Origin of the sequence: Streptomyces sp. NRRL F-2580, from assembly GCF_000720115.1 — a bacterium.
Taxonomy (GTDB): Bacteria; Actinomycetota; Actinomycetes; order Streptomycetales; family Streptomycetaceae; genus Streptomyces.
Genome location: NZ_JOIR01000025.1, coordinates 23680 through 39612, shown reverse-complemented (window position 1 = coordinate 39612; position 15933 = coordinate 23680). Strand labels below are relative to the sequence as shown.

General features: G+C 73.1%; 19 protein-coding genes and 1 riboswitch. Of the genes, 9 read left to right on the top strand and 10 right to left on the bottom strand.

Annotated features, from left to right (window positions below; all coding sequences use genetic code 11):
• Positions 1 to 33: 33 nt before the first annotated feature.
• The 5 genes from IF88_RS0125440 (at position 34) to IF88_RS0125420 (ending at position 3746) form a co-directional block, all read left to right on the top strand.
• Positions 34 to 657 carry a TetR/AcrR family transcriptional regulator gene (locus tag IF88_RS0125440; RefSeq protein ID WP_030716947.1) on the top strand — a complete coding sequence of 208 codons (624 nt, stop codon included), beginning with the start codon at positions 34 to 36 and terminating at the stop codon, positions 655 to 657.
• Between the two features lie 76 nt (positions 658 to 733).
• Positions 734 to 1711, top strand: coding sequence for a DEDDh family exonuclease (locus tag IF88_RS0125435; RefSeq protein WP_030716944.1), 978 nt, complete (start codon positions 734 to 736; stop codon positions 1709 to 1711).
• A 108-nt stretch (positions 1712 to 1819) separates the two neighbouring features.
• Positions 1820 to 2053, top strand: a complete 234-nt coding sequence (locus tag IF88_RS0125430; protein ID WP_030716941.1) for a hypothetical protein — start codon at positions 1820 to 1822, stop codon at positions 2051 to 2053.
• A gap of 139 nt (positions 2054 to 2192) precedes the next feature.
• Entirely contained in the window at positions 2193 to 2981 is a 789-nt protein-coding gene (locus IF88_RS0125425) for an SURF1 family protein (RefSeq protein WP_030716938.1), read from the top strand.
• 9 nt (positions 2982 to 2990) lie between these two features.
• Positions 2991 to 3746: an SDR family oxidoreductase gene (locus IF88_RS0125420; protein WP_030716936.1), complete on the top strand. Its 756-nt coding sequence runs from the start codon at positions 2991 to 2993 to the stop codon at positions 3744 to 3746.
• Positions 3747 to 3774: 28 nt separating this feature from the next.
• Here the strand turns inward: IF88_RS0125420 and amaP are convergent, their stop codons facing one another.
• The 8 genes from amaP to IF88_RS0125380 all read right to left on the bottom strand — a co-directional run bounded on the left by amaP (position 3775) and on the right by IF88_RS0125380 (position 9232).
• Positions 3775 to 4332, bottom strand: a complete 558-nt coding sequence (gene amaP, locus IF88_RS0125415) for an alkaline shock response membrane anchor protein AmaP (RefSeq protein ID WP_030716934.1) — start codon at positions 4330 to 4332, stop codon at positions 3775 to 3777.
• Between the two features lie 5 nt (positions 4333 to 4337).
• On the bottom strand, positions 4338 to 4898 hold the full coding sequence (locus IF88_RS0125410; RefSeq protein ID WP_030716930.1) for a DUF6286 domain-containing protein: 561 nt from the start codon (positions 4896 to 4898) through the stop codon (positions 4338 to 4340).
• Positions 4895 to 5263: a hypothetical protein gene (locus IF88_RS0125405; RefSeq protein WP_030716927.1), complete on the bottom strand. Its 369-nt coding sequence runs from the start codon at positions 5261 to 5263 to the stop codon at positions 4895 to 4897. Before IF88_RS0125405 ends, IF88_RS0125410 begins: the two co-directional genes overlap by 4 nt.
• Before the next feature lie 7 nt (positions 5264 to 5270).
• Positions 5271 to 5456, bottom strand: coding sequence for a hypothetical protein (locus IF88_RS0125400; protein WP_030716925.1), 186 nt, complete (start codon positions 5454 to 5456; stop codon positions 5271 to 5273).
• A 15-nt stretch (positions 5457 to 5471) separates the two neighbouring features.
• Positions 5472 to 5909: an Asp23/Gls24 family envelope stress response protein gene (locus IF88_RS0125395; protein WP_030716922.1), complete on the bottom strand. Its 438-nt coding sequence runs from the start codon at positions 5907 to 5909 to the stop codon at positions 5472 to 5474.
• A 172-nt stretch (positions 5910 to 6081) separates the two neighbouring features.
• Positions 6082 to 6861 carry an enoyl-CoA hydratase/isomerase family protein gene (locus tag IF88_RS0125390; protein WP_030716921.1) on the bottom strand — a complete coding sequence of 260 codons (780 nt, stop codon included), beginning with the start codon at positions 6859 to 6861 and terminating at the stop codon, positions 6082 to 6084.
• Between the two features lie 166 nt (positions 6862 to 7027).
• A complete protein-coding gene (locus IF88_RS0125385; protein WP_030010789.1) occupies positions 7028 to 7249 on the bottom strand; it encodes a helix-turn-helix domain-containing protein in 222 nt (73 codons plus the stop codon).
• Between the two features lie 384 nt (positions 7250 to 7633).
• The gene (locus tag IF88_RS0125380; RefSeq protein WP_030716919.1) at positions 7634 to 9232 is read right to left on the bottom strand and encodes an ABC-F family ATP-binding cassette domain-containing protein; all 1599 of its coding nucleotides are present in this window, start codon (positions 9230 to 9232) and stop codon (positions 7634 to 7636) included.
• A 290-nt stretch (positions 9233 to 9522) separates the two neighbouring features.
• Here IF88_RS0125380 and IF88_RS0125375 point away from each other — a divergent pair, with 290 nt between their 5' ends.
• Positions 9523 to 10413 (top strand): neutral zinc metallopeptidase, encoded by an 891-nt coding sequence (locus tag IF88_RS0125375; protein ID WP_030716917.1) that lies wholly within the window; start codon positions 9523 to 9525, stop codon positions 10411 to 10413.
• 63 nt (positions 10414 to 10476) lie between these two features.
• A complete protein-coding gene (locus IF88_RS0125370) occupies positions 10477 to 10872 on the top strand; it encodes a VOC family protein (protein ID WP_030716914.1) in 396 nt (131 codons plus the stop codon).
• Between the two features lie 130 nt (positions 10873 to 11002).
• Here the strand turns inward: IF88_RS0125370 and IF88_RS0125365 are convergent, their stop codons facing one another.
• Positions 11003 to 12532 (bottom strand): hypothetical protein, encoded by a 1530-nt coding sequence (locus tag IF88_RS0125365; RefSeq protein ID WP_199808132.1) that lies wholly within the window; start codon positions 12530 to 12532, stop codon positions 11003 to 11005.
• 132 nt (positions 12533 to 12664) lie between these two features.
• The gene (locus IF88_RS0125360) at positions 12665 to 13795 is read right to left on the bottom strand and encodes an alpha/beta hydrolase family protein (protein ID WP_030716908.1); all 1131 of its coding nucleotides are present in this window, start codon (positions 13793 to 13795) and stop codon (positions 12665 to 12667) included.
• Between the two features lie 354 nt (positions 13796 to 14149).
• Between IF88_RS0125360 and IF88_RS0125355 the strand changes: the two genes are divergently transcribed.
• Together IF88_RS0125355 and IF88_RS0125350 are read left to right on the top strand one after the other, a co-directional pair.
• Positions 14150 to 15418 carry an inorganic phosphate transporter gene (locus tag IF88_RS0125355; protein ID WP_030716907.1) on the top strand — a complete coding sequence of 423 codons (1269 nt, stop codon included), beginning with the start codon at positions 14150 to 14152 and terminating at the stop codon, positions 15416 to 15418.
• A gap of 40 nt (positions 15419 to 15458) precedes the next feature.
• On the top strand, positions 15459 to 15680 hold the full coding sequence (locus tag IF88_RS0125350) for a hypothetical protein (RefSeq protein ID WP_030012731.1): 222 nt from the start codon (positions 15459 to 15461) through the stop codon (positions 15678 to 15680).
• A gap of 158 nt (positions 15681 to 15838) precedes the next feature.
• Positions 15839 to 15925: riboswitch (cobalamin riboswitch) on the top strand.
• Positions 15926 to 15933 lie beyond the last annotated feature (8 nt).

Sequence of the window (15933 nt, the reverse complement as noted above, 5' to 3'; positions counted from 1 at the left end):
ACTGACACTCCGACAGATCGGTGGCCCGCGACCATGGCCAGATCAACGCTGACCCGCGACGAGGTGCTGGACGCCGCCGTGTCCCTGGTCAAGCAGCACGGTCCGGCCGCCCTCACCATGCGCAAGCTCGCCGCCGAACTGGGCACCGCGGTGACGTCCATCTACTGGCACGTCGGCAACCGCGAATCGCTGCTCGACGCCCTCGTACGGCGGACCGTGGAGGAGATGGGCGCGATCAGGCCCGTGGGCCGCACCCCCGCCGACCGCATCCTGTCGGTGGCCCGGACCCTGCGCCGCGAACTGCGCGAGCGCCCGCACCTGATCGCGATGGTCCACGAGCGCGGCCTCACCGAGCGGATGTTCCTGCCCGCGCAGCAGGCGCTCGTCCACGAGGTGCACGCCGCGGGACTGCGCGGCGCCCGGGCGGCCGACGCGGTGCGCGCGATCCAGTTCCAGATCGTCGGCTTCCTGCTCGTCGAGCGCAACCGTGAGCGCTCCCCCGCCCAGTCCCCGGCCGAGAGCGAGCTCTGGGACCCGGCCGCGGCCCCCCACGACCCGGCCCTCGCCCGCGCCCTGGCCCGCCCGGCCGACCCGGAACGCCTGTTCCTGCTGTCCGTACGCGCCCTGACGACGGCCCTGCTGAAGGCCGGCTCTTGAGCGCCGGCGAACCTGTCGCGGAGCCGGGCCGAGGAGGCATCGCGGCAACGGCTGTCAGTCGGGGCCGATATCCTCTGTGACCATGCTCGACGACCGTACGACCGCAGAGACGACGTGGCCGACCGCCTACCCACAGGGGTACGCGGTCGTCGACGTGGAGACGACCGGGCTCGCCCGCGACGACCGGATAGTCTCCGCCGCCGTCTACCGTCTCGACGCGCAGGGCAATGTCGAGGACCACTGGTACACCCTGGTCAACCCGCAGCGGGACCCGGGACCGGTGTGGATCCACGGGCTGACGAGCGAGGTGCTCGCCGGCGCCCCGCTCTTCAAGGACATCGCCGAGGAGTTCGCCGGCCGGCTCGCGGACCGGGTGCTGGTCGCGCACAACGCCATCTTCGACTGGCAGATGATCGCCCGGGAGTACGCGCGGGCCGCCGAGACCGCGCCGGTCCGTCAGCGGCTGTGCACCATCGCCCTGTCGAAGGAACTGGACCTCCCGCTGCCCAACCACAAGCTGGAGTCGCTCGCCGCGCACTTCGGCGTCGTCCAGCAGCGCGCCCACCACGCGCTCGACGACGCCCGGGTGCTGGCGGAGGCCTTCCGCCCGTCGCTGCACGCGGCCGCGCAGGGCGGCGTACGGCTGCCCCTGCTGGAGTGCCGGCCGCTGACGGAGTGGTCGGACTCGGCCGCCGCCCCGCGCGTGGGGTACCAGTCCTCCTACCGGGGCGGCGGCTGGCGGCCCTCGCGCAAGCGGCCGCCGTGCCCGCACCCGAATCCGGGGCGGTACAAGGACGGCGAGCCGCTGAAGCAGGGCATGCGGATCGCCTTCTCCGGTGACACCTCGGTGGAGCGGGAACTGCTGGAGGACCGCGCGGTCGAGGCGGGTCTGCACATCGCGACGAGCGTGTCGCGGCTCACCAGCCTCCTCGTGACGAACGACCCCGACTCGGCGACGTCGAAGACGGTCAAGGCGAAGTCCTTCGGCACGCCGGTCGTCGACGAGGCCGCCTTCACCCAGCTGCTGCGGGACGTGGCCCCGGCGGAGTCCTGAGCCCGAGCCACGGCGACGGGAGGTGCCGTTGCGCCGGCCGGGTGCAGGCGCGGCGACTCACCCCGCTGGATCTTGTTCCGCTCCCCCGCCGTGCGCAGCATTCGGCGCATGGCACGTTGTGAGGTCTGCGGAAACGACTACGGCATGTCCTTCGAGGTTCATGCACAAGGAGCGGTTCACGTCTTCGACTGCTTCTCCTGCGCCATCCACCGCATGGCGCCCGTCTGCGAGCACTGCCGGGTCTCGATCATCGGGCAGGGCGTCGAGGTCTCGGGGCAGTGGTTCTGCGGGGCGCACTGCGCCCGCGCGGAGGGGAAGGTGGGCATCGTCGACCGCGTCTGACTCCCCCGCCCTTCCCCCTCCTCCTTCCCCTCGTCCTTCCCCTCGTCCTCCCCCTCGCCCCTCCCCCGATCACGTACCCGTGACCCCGGACGGCCACCCGGCCGCCGGGGTCCTCCGCGCTGGGGGTACCGTCGTGGGCGTGTACCGCTTTGTGCTGACCCGGCAGTGGGTGTGCCTCACCCTCATCACCCTCGCCCTCATCCCCGTGATGATCAAGCTGGGGTTCTGGCAGTACCACCGCCATGAGCACCGGGTCGCGCAGAACCAGCTGATCGAGGCGAACCTGCGGGCGAAGCCGGTCCCCGTGGCCGAGGTCACCTCCCCCGGCCACAAGGTCCCCCGCGCGGACTTCTGGCGTGCGGTCACCGCGACCGGCACGTACGACTCCGCGCACGAGGTCGTCGTACGGATGCGCACCGACAACGACGACAAGGTCGGCTTCCACGTCCTGACCCCGCTGGTGCTCCCCGACGGCCGGGTGGTCCTGGTCAACCGGGGCTGGGTGCCGGGCGGCGACGACCCCCGCGCCTACCCGCCGGTGCCGGCCGCCCCCGCGGGCGAGGTCACCGTCACCGGCCGGCTGAAGGCCGACGAGACGAGCGGCGGCAGCGGCATCAAGGACCGCAAGGGCCTGCCGGACCGCCAGGTCATGCTGATCAACAGCGCGCAGCAGGCGGAGTACCTGGGCCGGCCGGTCCTCGGCGGGTACCTGGAGCTCACCGCCCCGTCCCCCGAGGCGGGCCCGGAGACCATCGCCGATCCCGACCACGATTCGATCGGCCCCCACATGGCGTACGCCGTCCAGTGGTGGCTGTTCGCGGCCGCGGTGCCGGTCGGCTGGGTGGTCCTCGTACGGCGGGAGAAGCGCGACCGCGAGGAGGCGGCGGCCAAGGCCGAAGCCGTCGAACAGGAGCCCGCGACGGCGTAGCGTGTCGGCATGGATCTTGGACTGAAAGACCGTGTCTACATCGTCACCGGGGCCACGCGCGGCCTCGGCTTCGCCTCCGCCCGGGAACTGACCGCCGACGGCGCGAAGGTCCTCGTGACGGGCCGGGACGAGAAGCGGGCGGCCGACGCCGCCGCCGAGCTCGGCCCGAACGCCGTGGGTGTCGCGGCGGACAACTCCGACCCGGCGGTGGCCGGGCGGCTCGTCGCCACCGCGCGCGAGCGCTTCGGCCGCCTCGACGGCATCCTCATCAGCGTCGGCGGCCCGGCCCCCGGTTTCGCGGCCGACAACACCGACGAACAGTGGTCGGCGGCCTTCGAGTCGGTCTTCCTGGGCGCGGTCCGCCTCGCGCGGGCGGCGGCCGCCGAGCTGGGCGAGGGCGGGGTCATCGGCTTCGTCCTGTCGGGCTCGGTCCACGAGCCGATCCCCGGGCTGACCATCTCCAACGGCCTGCGCCCGGGCCTGGCGGGCTTCGCGAAGTCCCTCTCGGTGGAGCTCGGCCCGCGCGGGATCCGGGTCGTCGGCCTGCTCCCGGCGCGCATCGACACCGACCGCGTGCGGGAGCTCGACGCGCTCGGCGGCGACGCCGACGCGGCCCGCGCCGGGAACGAGTCCCGCATCCCGCTGCGGCGTTACGGCGCCCCGGAGGAGTTCGGCCGCACGGCGGCCTTCCTGCTGTCCCCGGCCGCCTCGTACCTGACGGGCGTCATGCTCCCGGTCGACGGCGGCTCCCGCCACGGCTTCTGACCCGCTGTGGGGCTCCGCCGTGTCCGGGCTAAGTGACGCGCTGCGCCCGGTGTGACGTCACCTTGAGGCGGGCCTCGGCCGGGAGTTCGGCGAGGCCCGCCGAGGTACGGGCGTGGGTCAGGACCGGGCCCGCGACGGCGGCCAGCGTGTCGGCGGGCACCGCCTGGGGTTCCAGTTCCAGCGCGACCCGCAGCGCGGGCGAGCCGCGCCGCCCGCGCAGCGCGACCCGGCAGCCGGCGACCCCGTCCAGCGCGCCGGCCTCCGCGGCCACCGCCTCCTCCAACGCCCGCCCGCGCAGCAGGGCGAAGGCCCCGTCGCCGGTGTCCACGACCACCGCGGGCAGCCGCGAGCGCCTCAGCTGGGACAGCAGCCACCACAGGGCCAGCAGCACGACCACCCCGAGCCCGGCGAGCACCGCCCACCACCACCAGCCGTCGGCGTGCCAGTACCGGTGCCTCGCCCCGGCCGTCAGCAGCGGCGCGTGCCGCCCGTGCAGCGGCCACCAGCCCGTCAGCAGCACGATGCCGGCCGCCAGCAGGACCGCTCCGGCCACCGCCAGCAGGATCCGGTTCACCACCCCGAGCATCCCGCTCACCTCCTGACCCGTACGCGCGCCCGCGGCGGGTGCGCGAGGCCCAGTTCCTCGATGCCGACGGCGAGCACGGCGTCCAGGTCGGCCCGTACGTCGTCCAGTTCGCGGAAGTGCGAGGTGGCCCGCACCCCGACGTGGGATCGGCCCACCTTGACCCGGACCGAGCGCACCCCGGACACCTCCATGGCCCGGTCCCGCAGGACCTGCGCGGCGTCCTTGCGGCCGAGCCCGGCGTGTACCGCCGCGCCCTGGCCGGGCGTCCGCATGGTCAGGATCCGGCGCAGCCCGGGGGTGAGCGCCAGCAGCAGGAGGACCGCCCCGGCCACGGCCAGGGCCCCGCCGGTCAGCTGTACCGACAGGTCGGCGGGGGTCGCCGTCTCCAGTCGGTGGGCGAGGTCGCGGCGCCAGCTCATGGCGGGCCGGCCGGACCGTACGGCGGCCAGGTCGTACAGGAACAGGGCCGCCACCCCCAGCACGGCCAGGGCGGTGAGCGCGGCGGGCACCCGGCGGGCGGAGCGGAACCGGTGGGCGCGGCCGGGGCCGGGGCCGGGGGCCGTCACCGCAGCCGCCGGTCCCGCCCTGCGGCGGTCCGGGTGTGGGCGGAGTGCAGGTGTTCGACCTCGATGTCCACCTCGGGCACGGTCATCTGCGCGCACTCCTCGACGCGCAGGGCCACCCGGGCGCGTACGGCGGCGCACTGGGCGGCGACGTCGGAGGGGTAGTCGAGCTCCAGGCTCAGCCGTACCCGTGCGATGTCGTGGTGCACGCTGACGGTGGCGTGCGGGGGCGCGCCCGAGGGGGCGGCGAGGGCCTCCCCGGCGGCCTGGGCGGCGATCTTGGCGACGACCCGGTCGGCGATGAGGGTGGATCCGCGGTCGGCGGCGGCCACCCGCGGCGGGGTGGCCCGTGGCTGGGTGGTGGTCATCGGCCCCTCACCCGCGCCGGTCGTCACGGCGGCGGAACAGGTCCCCGGCGTCCAGGTCCCCGTCGAGGAAGCGCCCGACGACGAACCCGAGGGCGCCGAGGGCCGCCACCAGGAGGAAGGCGCCGAAACCGCCGAAGTACCCGGCGAACGCCAGGGCCATTCCGGCGAACAGGCCGGCGATCGCCATGCTCATTGCGACTCCTCTCGACTAGTGGAGACGGGGCTCCGGCTCCTCGTCGGGCTCGTCCGGCAGCTTGACGTCGCTGACGGCGATGTTGACCTCGACGACCTCCAGGCCGGTCATCCGCTCGACCGCCGAGATGACGTTCTCACGGACCGCCCGCGCCACGTCGCGGATCGACACGCCGTAGTCGACGACGATCTCCAGGTCGAGGGCGGTCTGGACCTCGCCGACCTCCGCCTTGACCCCGCGGCTGACGGAGGCCTTCTGGCCGCCGGGCACGCGGTCGCGGACGGCACCGAAGGTACGGGAGAGGGCGGTGCCGCTGCCCATGGCGTGTACGCCGACCACCTCGCGGGCGGCCAGCCCGGCGATCTTCTCGACCACGCCGTCGGAGATGCTCGTGCGTCCCCGGTCGCCGGGTTCCTTGGCGGAGTCACCGCGGCCTGGTGCGGATTCGGTCATGGCGTGCCCTTTCGCGCGTGCGGAACCGGACTCACTCCGCTCCACGTTAGGCGCGCGGCCGCGCCGGCGCGTCGGGACTACGCCGCTCGGCCGGATCCGGTTCCCGGGTTCCGCCCGTACCTGGAGCTCCGCCGGGTACGGGCGGGGGCCGGTCCCGCAGTGGTGCCGTGGGCTAGTCGGACAGCCCCGCGAGGTCGCGCAGACGGCGGGCCTGGGCGGCGCGCTCGGCGGTGCGCTGGTCGTCGTACGGGCGGGAGTGCGCGGCGCGCAGGAGTGCCTTGGTCTCGATCACGGCGTCCCGCGGCGGGGCCAGCAGGGCGGTGGTGAGGTCCTGGACGGCGGCGTCGAGCTCGTCGGCCGGGACGACCAGGTTGGCGAGGCCGACCCGCTCGGCTTCCTCGGCATGCACGAAGCGGCCCGTCGCGCAGATCTCCAGCGCGCGGGCGTAGCCGACCAGGGAGGTCAGGGGCTGGGTTCCGGCCAGGTCGGGGACCAAGCCCAGGCTGGTCTCGCGCATGGCGAACTGCACGTCGTCCGCGACCACGCGCAGATCGCACGCGAGCGCGAGCTGGAAGCCGGCGCCGATCGCGTGCCCCTGCACGGCGGCGACGGAGATGATGTCGTTACGCCTCCACCAGGTGAACGCCTCCTGGTACTCGGCGATCGTGGAGTCGAGCAGTTCGTCCGATCCACGTGCCAGATCGAGGAAGGACGGCTCGCCCTCGAAGCCTTCGGGGGTGAACGCCTGCCGGTCGAGCCCTGCGGAGAAGGACTTGCCCTCACCGCGCAGCACGACGACCCGGACGGTGCCCGGCAACGACCTCCCGGCCTCGGCCAAAGCCCGCCAGAGCGCGGGGGATTGGGCATTTCGCTTGGCCGGATTGGTCAGTGTCACCGTGGCGACCGTGTCGTCGACGGTGAGTCGTACGCCGTCCTTGTCGAGCAGAGCCATCTGTGTATGCCTCCGGTGTGCAGTCGGCCGCAAGCCCGGCCTAAGTGACTGCACAGTAACCACCCAGTCGGCCACGGAGCCGACCGGGGGTCACCGAAGGAAACGTCGGAACTGTGAGCTGTGGAGCCGTTGGAGCCTTGGAGCGTTGGAACCGATGGGACCGGGGTCAGGCCGTAGCCGCCTTCTTACCGCGCGTCGCGCCTCCGCGACCGCGCAGCGAAACCCCGGACTCACTGAGCATCCGGTGGACGAATCCGTAGGACCGACCGGTCTCTTCGGCCAGCGCCCGGATACTCGCACCGGAGTCGTACTTCTTCTTCAGGTCTGCCGCGAGCTTGTCGCGCGCGGCGCCGGTTACCCGGCTGCCCTTCTTCAGAGTCTCGGCCACCCGTGCCTCCTCATGGGAAGTGCGCTCTGGACTTCTCATGATCACCCCTCCCACGCTTCCTGGCCACCCATTCAGCAAGGTCGGTACGGCGGCATTTCTCAAGCCGTGGACACGCGAGCAGAACGGAATCTTCTCTTCCGCCGCATGACTTCCGTCACACTTCGCCGCCCCCGCCGGGAATCGCCAGGTCAGAGGCGGGGCAGCGGAAAAAGAGCGGCCCCGGTCGCGCACCTTCACGGGTGCGGCCGGGGCCGTCGAACGACGCGCAACGGTACGAGACCGTCTCACTCAGATGATGGATCACCCCTGAGCCGAATGATCCATAAGGAACTGGATCAGGGTCACCGCAGGCCCGGACCGTGATCGGACCGAACCCCTCCGGGGTCAGGCGAGCGCCACCAGGTCCCGGTAGTCCGGGCCCCACAGGTCCTCGACGCCGTCCGGGAGCAGGATGATCCGCTCCGGCTCCAGCGCCTCGACGGCGCCCTCGTCGTGCGTGACGAGGATGACCGCGCCCTTGTACGTGCGCAGGGCGCCCAGGATCTCCTCGCGGCTGGCCGGGTCGAGGTTGTTCGTGGGCTCGTCGAGCAGCAGCACGTTCGCCGAGGAGACGACCAGCGTGGCCAGGGCCAGGCGGGTCTTCTCGCCGCCGGAGAGCACCCCGGCGGGCTTGTCCACGTCGTCCCCGGAGAAGAGGAAGGAGCCGAGCGTCTTGCGTACGGCGACGAGGTCCAGGTCGGGCGCGGAGGAGCGCATGTTCTCCAGGACCGTACGCTCCGGGTCCAGGGTCTCGTGCTCCTGGGCGTAGTAGCCGAGCTTGAGGCCGTGACCGGGGACGACGGTGCCGGTGTCGGGCTTCTCGGTGCCCGACAGCAGGCGCAGCAGGGTGGTCTTGCCGGCGCCGTTGAGGCCGAGGATGACGACGCGGGAGCCCTTGTCGATGGCCAGGTCGACGTCGGTGAAGATCTCCAGCGAGCCGTAGGACTTGGAGAGGCCCTCGGCGGTCAGCGGGGTCTTCCCGCAGGGCGCCGGGTCCGGGAAGCGCAGCTTGGCGACCTTGTCGGAGACGCGGACGGCGTCCAGGCCGGCGAGCAGCCGGTCGGCGCGCTTGGCCATGTTCTGCGCGGCGACGGTCTTGGTGGCCTTGGCGCGCATCTTGTCGGCCTGCGAGTTCAGGGCCGCGGCCTTCTTCTCGGCGTTCTGGCGCTCGCGCTTGCGGCGCTTCTCGTCGGCCTCGCGCTGCTGCTGGTAGAGCTTCCAGCCCATGTTGTAGACGTCGATCTGGGCGCGGTTGGCGTCCAGGTAGAAGACCTTGTTGACGACGGTCTCGACCAGGTCGACATCGTGGGAGATCACGATGAAACCGCCGCGGTAGTTCTTCAGGTAGTCCCGCAGCCAGACGATGGAGTCGGCGTCGAGGTGGTTGGTGGGCTCGTCGAGGAGCAGGGTGTCGGCGTCCGAGAAGAGGATCCGGGCGAGCTCGACGCGGCGGCGCTGACCGCCGGAGAGGGTGTGCAGCGGCTGGCCGAGGACCCGGTCGGGCAGGCTGAGCGCCGCGGAGATCGTGGCGGCCTCGGACTCGGCGGCGTACCCGCCCTTGGTGAGGAACTCGGTCTCCTGGCGCTCGTACTGCTTGAGCGCCTTCTCACGGGTGGCACCGGCGCCGGTGGCGATGCGCTCCTCGTTGGCGCGCATCTTCTTGATCAGTACGTCGAGACCGCGCGCGGACAGGATCCGGTCGCGGGCCAGGACGTCGAGGTCGCCGGTGCGCGGGTCCTGCGGGAGGTAGCCGACCTCGCCCGAGCGGGCGATGGAGCCGGCGGCGGGCTGTCCCTCGCCCGCGAGGCACTTGGTGAGGGTGGTCTTGCCCGCTCCGTTGCGGCCGACCAGGCCGATGCGGTCGCCCTTGGCGACGCGGAAGGAAGCGGACTCGATGAGGATGCGGGCGCCGGCGCGCAGCTCGACGCCGGTGGCGGTGATCACGGAAATACTCCAGGGCGGGTCGGGACGGCGGAAGGGGGGCAGGACGCGATGCTTCGACGCCGCTAATCCGCGAGGAGATTTGCCATGGGAGACATTCTACCGGGGGTGTGCAACTGGTTTCCGGGCGCGGGCCGGACCGCCCGGCGGCCGGGAGCCGCTCCGCCGCGCCCTCCGTTCGGCTCAGGCATCCCGGGGAGCGCCGGGGCGCGTACCGGCAGGAATGGGCCGATACTCGCCGCAGGGGCGGCTGCCCGGCCCGCCCGGTCCCACGAAGAGAGGGCGGTGCGGGGATGCAGTTCGACGACGACGCCAACCTGGACACCTCCGAGGTCAAGGATGTGCGCGGCAGCCGCGTCCCCGGCGGGAGGGCCACGATCGGCGGCGGCCTCGTCGGCATCATCGCGCTCGTCCTGGGACTGCTCTTCGGGGTGGGTCCGGACCAGCTGGGACTCTCCTCCGGGGACCAGGAGCCGGGGCCGGCCGCGTCCTCCGTCAACGAGGTGCAGCAGGAGTGCAGGACGGGGCGGGACGCGAACGCGCGGGAGGACTGCCGGCTGGTCGCGGTGGTCAACAGCACGCAGGACTTCTGGAGGCAGGAGTTCGCCCGGCGCGGCGGCCAGTACAGCCCGGCGTCGACGGTGTTCTTCACCGGCCGGGTGAACACCGCGTGCGGGGCGGCCACCTCGGCGGTGGGCCCCTTCTACTGCCCCGCGGACCGGCAGGTCTATCTGGACCTCGGCTTCTTCAACGAGCTGCGGACGAAGTTCGGCGCGAGCGGCGGCCCCTTCGCCCAGGCCTACGTCGTCGCCCACGAGTACGGGCACCACATCCAGAACCTGCTCGGCACGCTCCAGCGCTCCCAGGACGGGCGGCAGGGCGCGAACAGCAACGCCGTCAAGGTCGAACTGCAGGCCGACTGCTACGCGGGGGTGTGGGCGCACAACGCGACGCGCACCCCGGACGAGTCCACCGGGCGGCCGCTGATCACGAACCTGACCGACCAGGACATCAGGGACGGGCTGGACGCGGCGGCCGCGGTCGGCGACGACCGGATCCAGGAGAAGTTCCAGGGCCGGGTGACCCCGGAGTCCTGGACGCACGGCTCGGCCGAGCAGCGGCAGCAGTGGTTCTACCAGGGCTACCGCACGGGCGACATGGCCCAGTGCAACACCTTCCGCTGACTGTCGGTGCCGCCTGCCATGCTGGTGTGACGCGGGTCACCGTCACGAGAGGGAGTGATCGTCATGGCAGGCGTTCCGTCCATCTGTCCCACGCTGCTCTACCGCGACGCGAAGGCCGCCATCCGGCTGCTGACCGAGGCCTTCGGATTCAGCCAGGTCGCGGTGTACGAGGGTGAGGACGGCTCGGTGGTGCACGCGGAGCTGGCCTACGGCAACGGCATGGTGATGCTGGGCAGCAAGGGCACCGGCGGGGTCTTCGACAAGGCCATGGAGGGTGCCGGCCCCTCGGGGGTCTATGTCGTGGTCGACGACGTGGACGCCCACCACCGGCGTGCCGCCGAGCACGGGGTGGAGATCGTGATGGAACCCAAGGACCAGGACTACGGCTCGCGCGACTACATGGCCCGGGACGGCGAGGGCAACATCTGGAGCTTCGGCACGTACGCGCCGCCGGTCTGAGCCCCGCGGCGCCGCCGCGCCGCGGGCCGGAGGCGTCCCGGTGCCGGTGCTTTCACGGACCCGCGGCGGACGCCCCCGGCAGGGACGGGCCCGGGCGCGACGCCTCATGCTGCGCCGCGCCCGGCAGGGGCTAGGCGCCGCCGGTGTGGACCTGGAAGGCGGCCCGGCGGACGGCCTTGGCCAGGGCCGGGTCCGGATGGGCGGCGGCCAGCGCGACCAGGACCTGCACGGTGCGCGGATGGCCGACGGCGCGGACCTCGTCCAGCAGCCGGGGGACGGTGGTCCGGACGGCCGAGTCCAGGTGGCGGGCCAGCAGCTCGGCCTCGCCGTGGTCGGCGATGGCGGCCGCGGTGTCCACCCAGAGCCAGGTCGACTCCTCGGCGGTGAGGACGTCCTGCGCCTCGTCGGGGTCGATCCCGTCGTGCTCGGCGAGCCAGAGCAGGGCGTAGGGCCGCAGGGTGGGCTCGCGCACGGTCGCGCGCACCTCGGGTTCGGCGGGGGCGCCGACCACGCGCAGCGCCTCGAAGGCGAGGCCGCGCAGCAGGGCGTCCTCGCCGCGGGCGGCCTGGAGCAGCTCGGCGACGGCGTGGCCGACGGGCCGGGCGGCGAGCCAGGCCTGGTACTCGGCGCGGGCCGGGCCGGGGGTGAGCCGGGCGCAGCCGTGCAGCATGGCGGCGGCGGACTGCTCGATGTTCCCGGCGGGGCTCTGCGCCGCGACGCAGATCTGCTCCAGCTTGACCCAGACGGCCCAGCTGCCGAGCGGGGTGAGCGCGGCCCGGGCGGGGCCGAGGGTGACGGCGTCCACGGCGGCGAGTCCGCCGAGCGCCCAGCGCAGCAGCCGGGCGAGCGGGACGGGGGCGGGCCGGGCCTCCGCGGACCCGGCGGGCGCGGGCCGGGCCTGCCCGTCCGGGTCGGGGACTGAGGCCGGGGCGGGGGCGGGGGCCGGGGCTGAGGCCGGGGCCTGGGCTTCCGGTTCGCCGGGGGTGGTGGTGCGGGCCGCCGCGGGCTCGGCCTCGTAGGGGATCTCGCACCGCTCGTCGCGCAGTTCGGTGACGCGCTGGCCGAGCAGGTCGAGCAGGTCGGGGACGGTCACCGGGCCGTCGGAGAGCTGGAGCAGGGAGAGGAGCTGGGGCATCGCCTCGACGACCTCGGCGACGGCCGCGGGCGCGATGTCGGCGGGGGCGGGGTGGACGAGCGACCAGGCGTCGAAGAGGGCGACCCAGCCGCGCAGCACGGCGGTGTCGTCGCGGTCCCAGGCCCGCAGCCGCCAGCCGGGCCGGGCGTGGCCGCCGTGCACCTCGACCAGTCCGGCGAGCCGTGCGCGGTCCCAGCCGACGCGGATCTGCCCGTGCGTCAGGCCCAGTTCCCCGGCGGCGCGTTCGACGTCCGAGGGCGGCAGGGCGCCCGTGGGTGCGGGCCGGCCGCCGTCTCCGGCGCCGAGGTTGCGCTCGGCCCAGCGGGTCAGGCGTACGGCGTCGGCGAGCGAGGCCCGGGCCCGGTTCGCGAGGTCGGCCGTGGCGGGGGTGCCCGCCGGGGGCCTCGGGGCGGGCCGACTGCGTCGGTCGGTCACCGCCTTGCGTGCCGCGGCGACGGAACGCGGGGAGACGAGTCGGAGTCTGGAGTCGCGAGCCAACTGCTCATCAGGCTTTCGGGACGTCACGGAAGCAGTCTCGCCCGTCACTGGCCGAAAGCCCAAACGGAATCAGCCGTTACCACCACCTGCCCGCGGTGCAGACCGGGACAACACGCCCGCAGGACCTGGTCCGTCACACGGCCTTCACATGACGGGCCCTCACATGAGGGGGGTGAGGAAGCGGCGCAGGGCCTCCTCGTAGCCGGCCGGGTCGGCGTTCCACATGGCCCCGTGCCCGGCCCCGGGCACGGTGTGCAGGCTGACGAGGTCGGGGCGGGCCGCGGCGAGCCGGCGGGAGGGGCCCCAGGGGGCGAGGGCGTCGTCCGGTCCGTGGAAGATCAGTACGGGCACGCGCAGGGCCCCGGGATCCGCCCCCGGCGGCCGGCGGTCGGCGCGCAGGCCCGCGCGGCCCTCGGCGGCCCAGACGGCCAGCGGCAGCACCACGGCGGGGGTGCGGCGCGCCGCGGCGAGCCCGCGCAGGGTCGTGTGCCAGTCGAGCACCGGCGAGTCCAGGACCAGTCCGGAGATCCGGTCGGCCAGCGCGGAGCGTTCGGCGGCGTGCAGGGCCATGGTGGCGCCGGTGGACCAGCCGTAGAGGACCACGCGGCGGGCGCCGTAGCGCACGGCGTAGCGGATGGCGGCGTCCAGGTCCCGCCACTCCGATTCGCCGAGGTGGCCGATGCCGTCGGGGGAGGCGGGGGCGCCGAGGTCGCCGCGGTAGGCCAGGTCCAGGACGGGCAGCCGGTGGCGGTGCAGCAAGGGCATGACCACCATCGGGTGCTCGCGGGTGCCGCCGAGCCCGTGCGCGGCGATCACCCACGTGTCCCGGGCGGCGGGCACGAACCAGGCGGGCAGCGCGCCGAGCTCCCCGGGGACGTCCACGTCGGCGTGGTCGAGCCCGAGGGCGGTGCTCGGGTTGCCGACGTACACCTGCGGCGTGAGGGTGACGCGGGTGCCGGGGGCGAGGGCGCCGTGGTTGACGGTGAGGAGCCGCCGTACGACGGTGTCCGGGTAGTGGTCGGCGTCGGCGACCACGGGGCCGACGACGGCGTGCACCCCGGGTGCGACCAGGCCGTAGGTGCCGGGGCGCAGGGAGGCCAGCGAGCGGGTCAGCGAGACCCGGCCGGCGGCGGTGGAGTGGACGCTGAGCCGCTGCCCGCCGGGGAGCGGGCGCCCCGGTTCGGAGCGCAGGGCCGCGTCGGCGGCGTACCGTCCGGCCGCGACCGCGGCCGCACCGGCGCCGAGGAGGGCCGTGGTGACGGCCGCTGCCGTTGCTGTCGCGGTACGCACCGTTCCAGTGTCCCGGCGGGGCGTGCGGAGGGCCACCGGAACACACCGGAGCGCCACCGACGGCTCATCGGAAGAGATCGCTCCGCCGTTCGCCGCGGGAGCGCCGCGGGCACAGTGATCTAGGTCTCTTTCCTGGGTCCGGGCAGGGGGTCCCCTACCCCTCCGCCGCGGTCCGGAGGGGTGCATTCACCCGGCTTTGACGTGCATTTATCGAGCTATCTACGTCAGAATCAGGACGAATATCCCGATCGCACCCCGGGCCAGTACACCGCTCCGCCCGAGCCAGTTCACCTTCCGTTCATCCAGGTTGCCTACGGTCGCCGAGCCACTGACGTCAAACAGAAGCCTGGGTAAATGGAGCACATAACGCTTCTCCTCGGGATCGTGATCATTACCGCTCTCGTGTTCGACTTCACGAACGGTTTCCACGACACGGCCAACGCGATGGCCACCACCATCTCGACCGGCGCCCTCAAGCCCAAGACGGCGGTGGCCATGTCCGCCGTGCTCAACCTCGTCGGCGCGTTCATGTCCGTGGAGGTCGCCAAGACGATCTCCAAGGGGCTCGTCAACGAAGAGGGCATCCAGCCAGAGGTGATCTTCGCCGCCCTGGTCGGCGCGATCCTCTGGAACCTCGTCACCTGGCTGGTCGGACTGCCCTCCAGCTCCTCGCACGCCCTGATGGGCGGCCTGATCGGCGCCGCGGTCGCCTCCGCCGGCATCGGCGCGGTCAACGGCAGCGTCGTCGTCACCAAGGTGCTCATCCCCGCTGTCGCCGCTCCGCTGGTGGCCGGCACCGCCGCGTTCCTGGCGGCCAAGCTCACCTACAAGCTGGGCGACAAGGTCGGCGAGAAGACCTCCGCCAAGGGATACCGCGCCGGTCAGATCGCCTCGGCCGGTCTCGTCTCCCTCGCGCACGGCACCAACGACGCGCAGAAGACGATGGGCATCATCACCCTGGCGCTCATCGCCGGCGGCGCGATCGCACCCGACGCGAACCCGCCGGTCTGGGTCATCGTCTCCGCCGGCATGGCCATCGCGATGGGCACCTACCTGGGCGGCTGGCGCATCATCCGCACCATGGGCAGCGGCCTGACCGACCTGCACCCGCAGCAGGGCTTCGCCGCCCAGACCTCGGCCGCGTCCGTCATCCTCGCCTCCTCGAACCTGGGCTTCTCGCTCTCCACCACCCACTCGTGCTCCGGCGCGGTCATGGGTGCGGGCCTGGGCCGCAAGGGCGGTGTGGTCCGCTGGTCCACCGCGACCCGCATGTTCGTCGCCTGGGGCCTGACCCTGCCGGCCGCCGCGCTGGTCTCGGCCGGTGCCGAGCTGGTCATGCGCATCGGTGACGTCGGCATCGCCGCGGTCACGCTCTTCCTGATCGGCTCCTGCCTGGCCATCTGGTTCATCTCGCGCCGCCAGGTCGTCGACCACAACAACGTCAACGACGTGGAGACCGCCCGCGCCGAGGAACCGGGTGTCGTCACCACGGCGATCGCCGCGGTCACCGTCCCGCCGACCGTCGCCGCCGCCGGCACCATCGCCGCGGTCACGGACGAGGACCTCAAGGCCACCATCCCCGCCGCGACGCAGACCCCGGCGGCTCCGGCCGCCGCGGTCTGACCGAGACAGACAGAGACCCGGACATTCAGAAAGCGGCAGTATGAAGATCGACTGGGAAGCGCTCGGCTCCGTCTTCGGGGTCAGCCTCTTCGCCACCGTCGCCCTCGTGGCCCTCTTCACCCTGGGCCTGGTGGGCCTGTCCAAGCACGAGACCGCCACCGAGCAGGGCGGCACCGCCACCCTCGCCCGCAGCGGCGCGTACGCCTGCTTCGCGGTCATCGCCGCGGCCGTGGGCTACGGGATCTACCTGATCGTCGCCTGATCATCCGCCCCGCGGCCGATCAGGCGTGAAGGCTCCCTCCGGGTTTGTCCCGGAGGGAGCTTTTTGCATCCCGCACCCGTACCGCGCCGCAGGTCAACGGCGAGTTGACGGGCCTTCTCGGTGCGTGGTGGACTGCCCGAGCCAATACGGCGGCATGGAGAGGAAGTCCGGTGCGAATCCGGCGCGGTCCCGCCACTGTCACCGGGGAGCTCACGCCGCGCGTGCGCCCCGGGAGCCAGGAACTCTCGCCGCC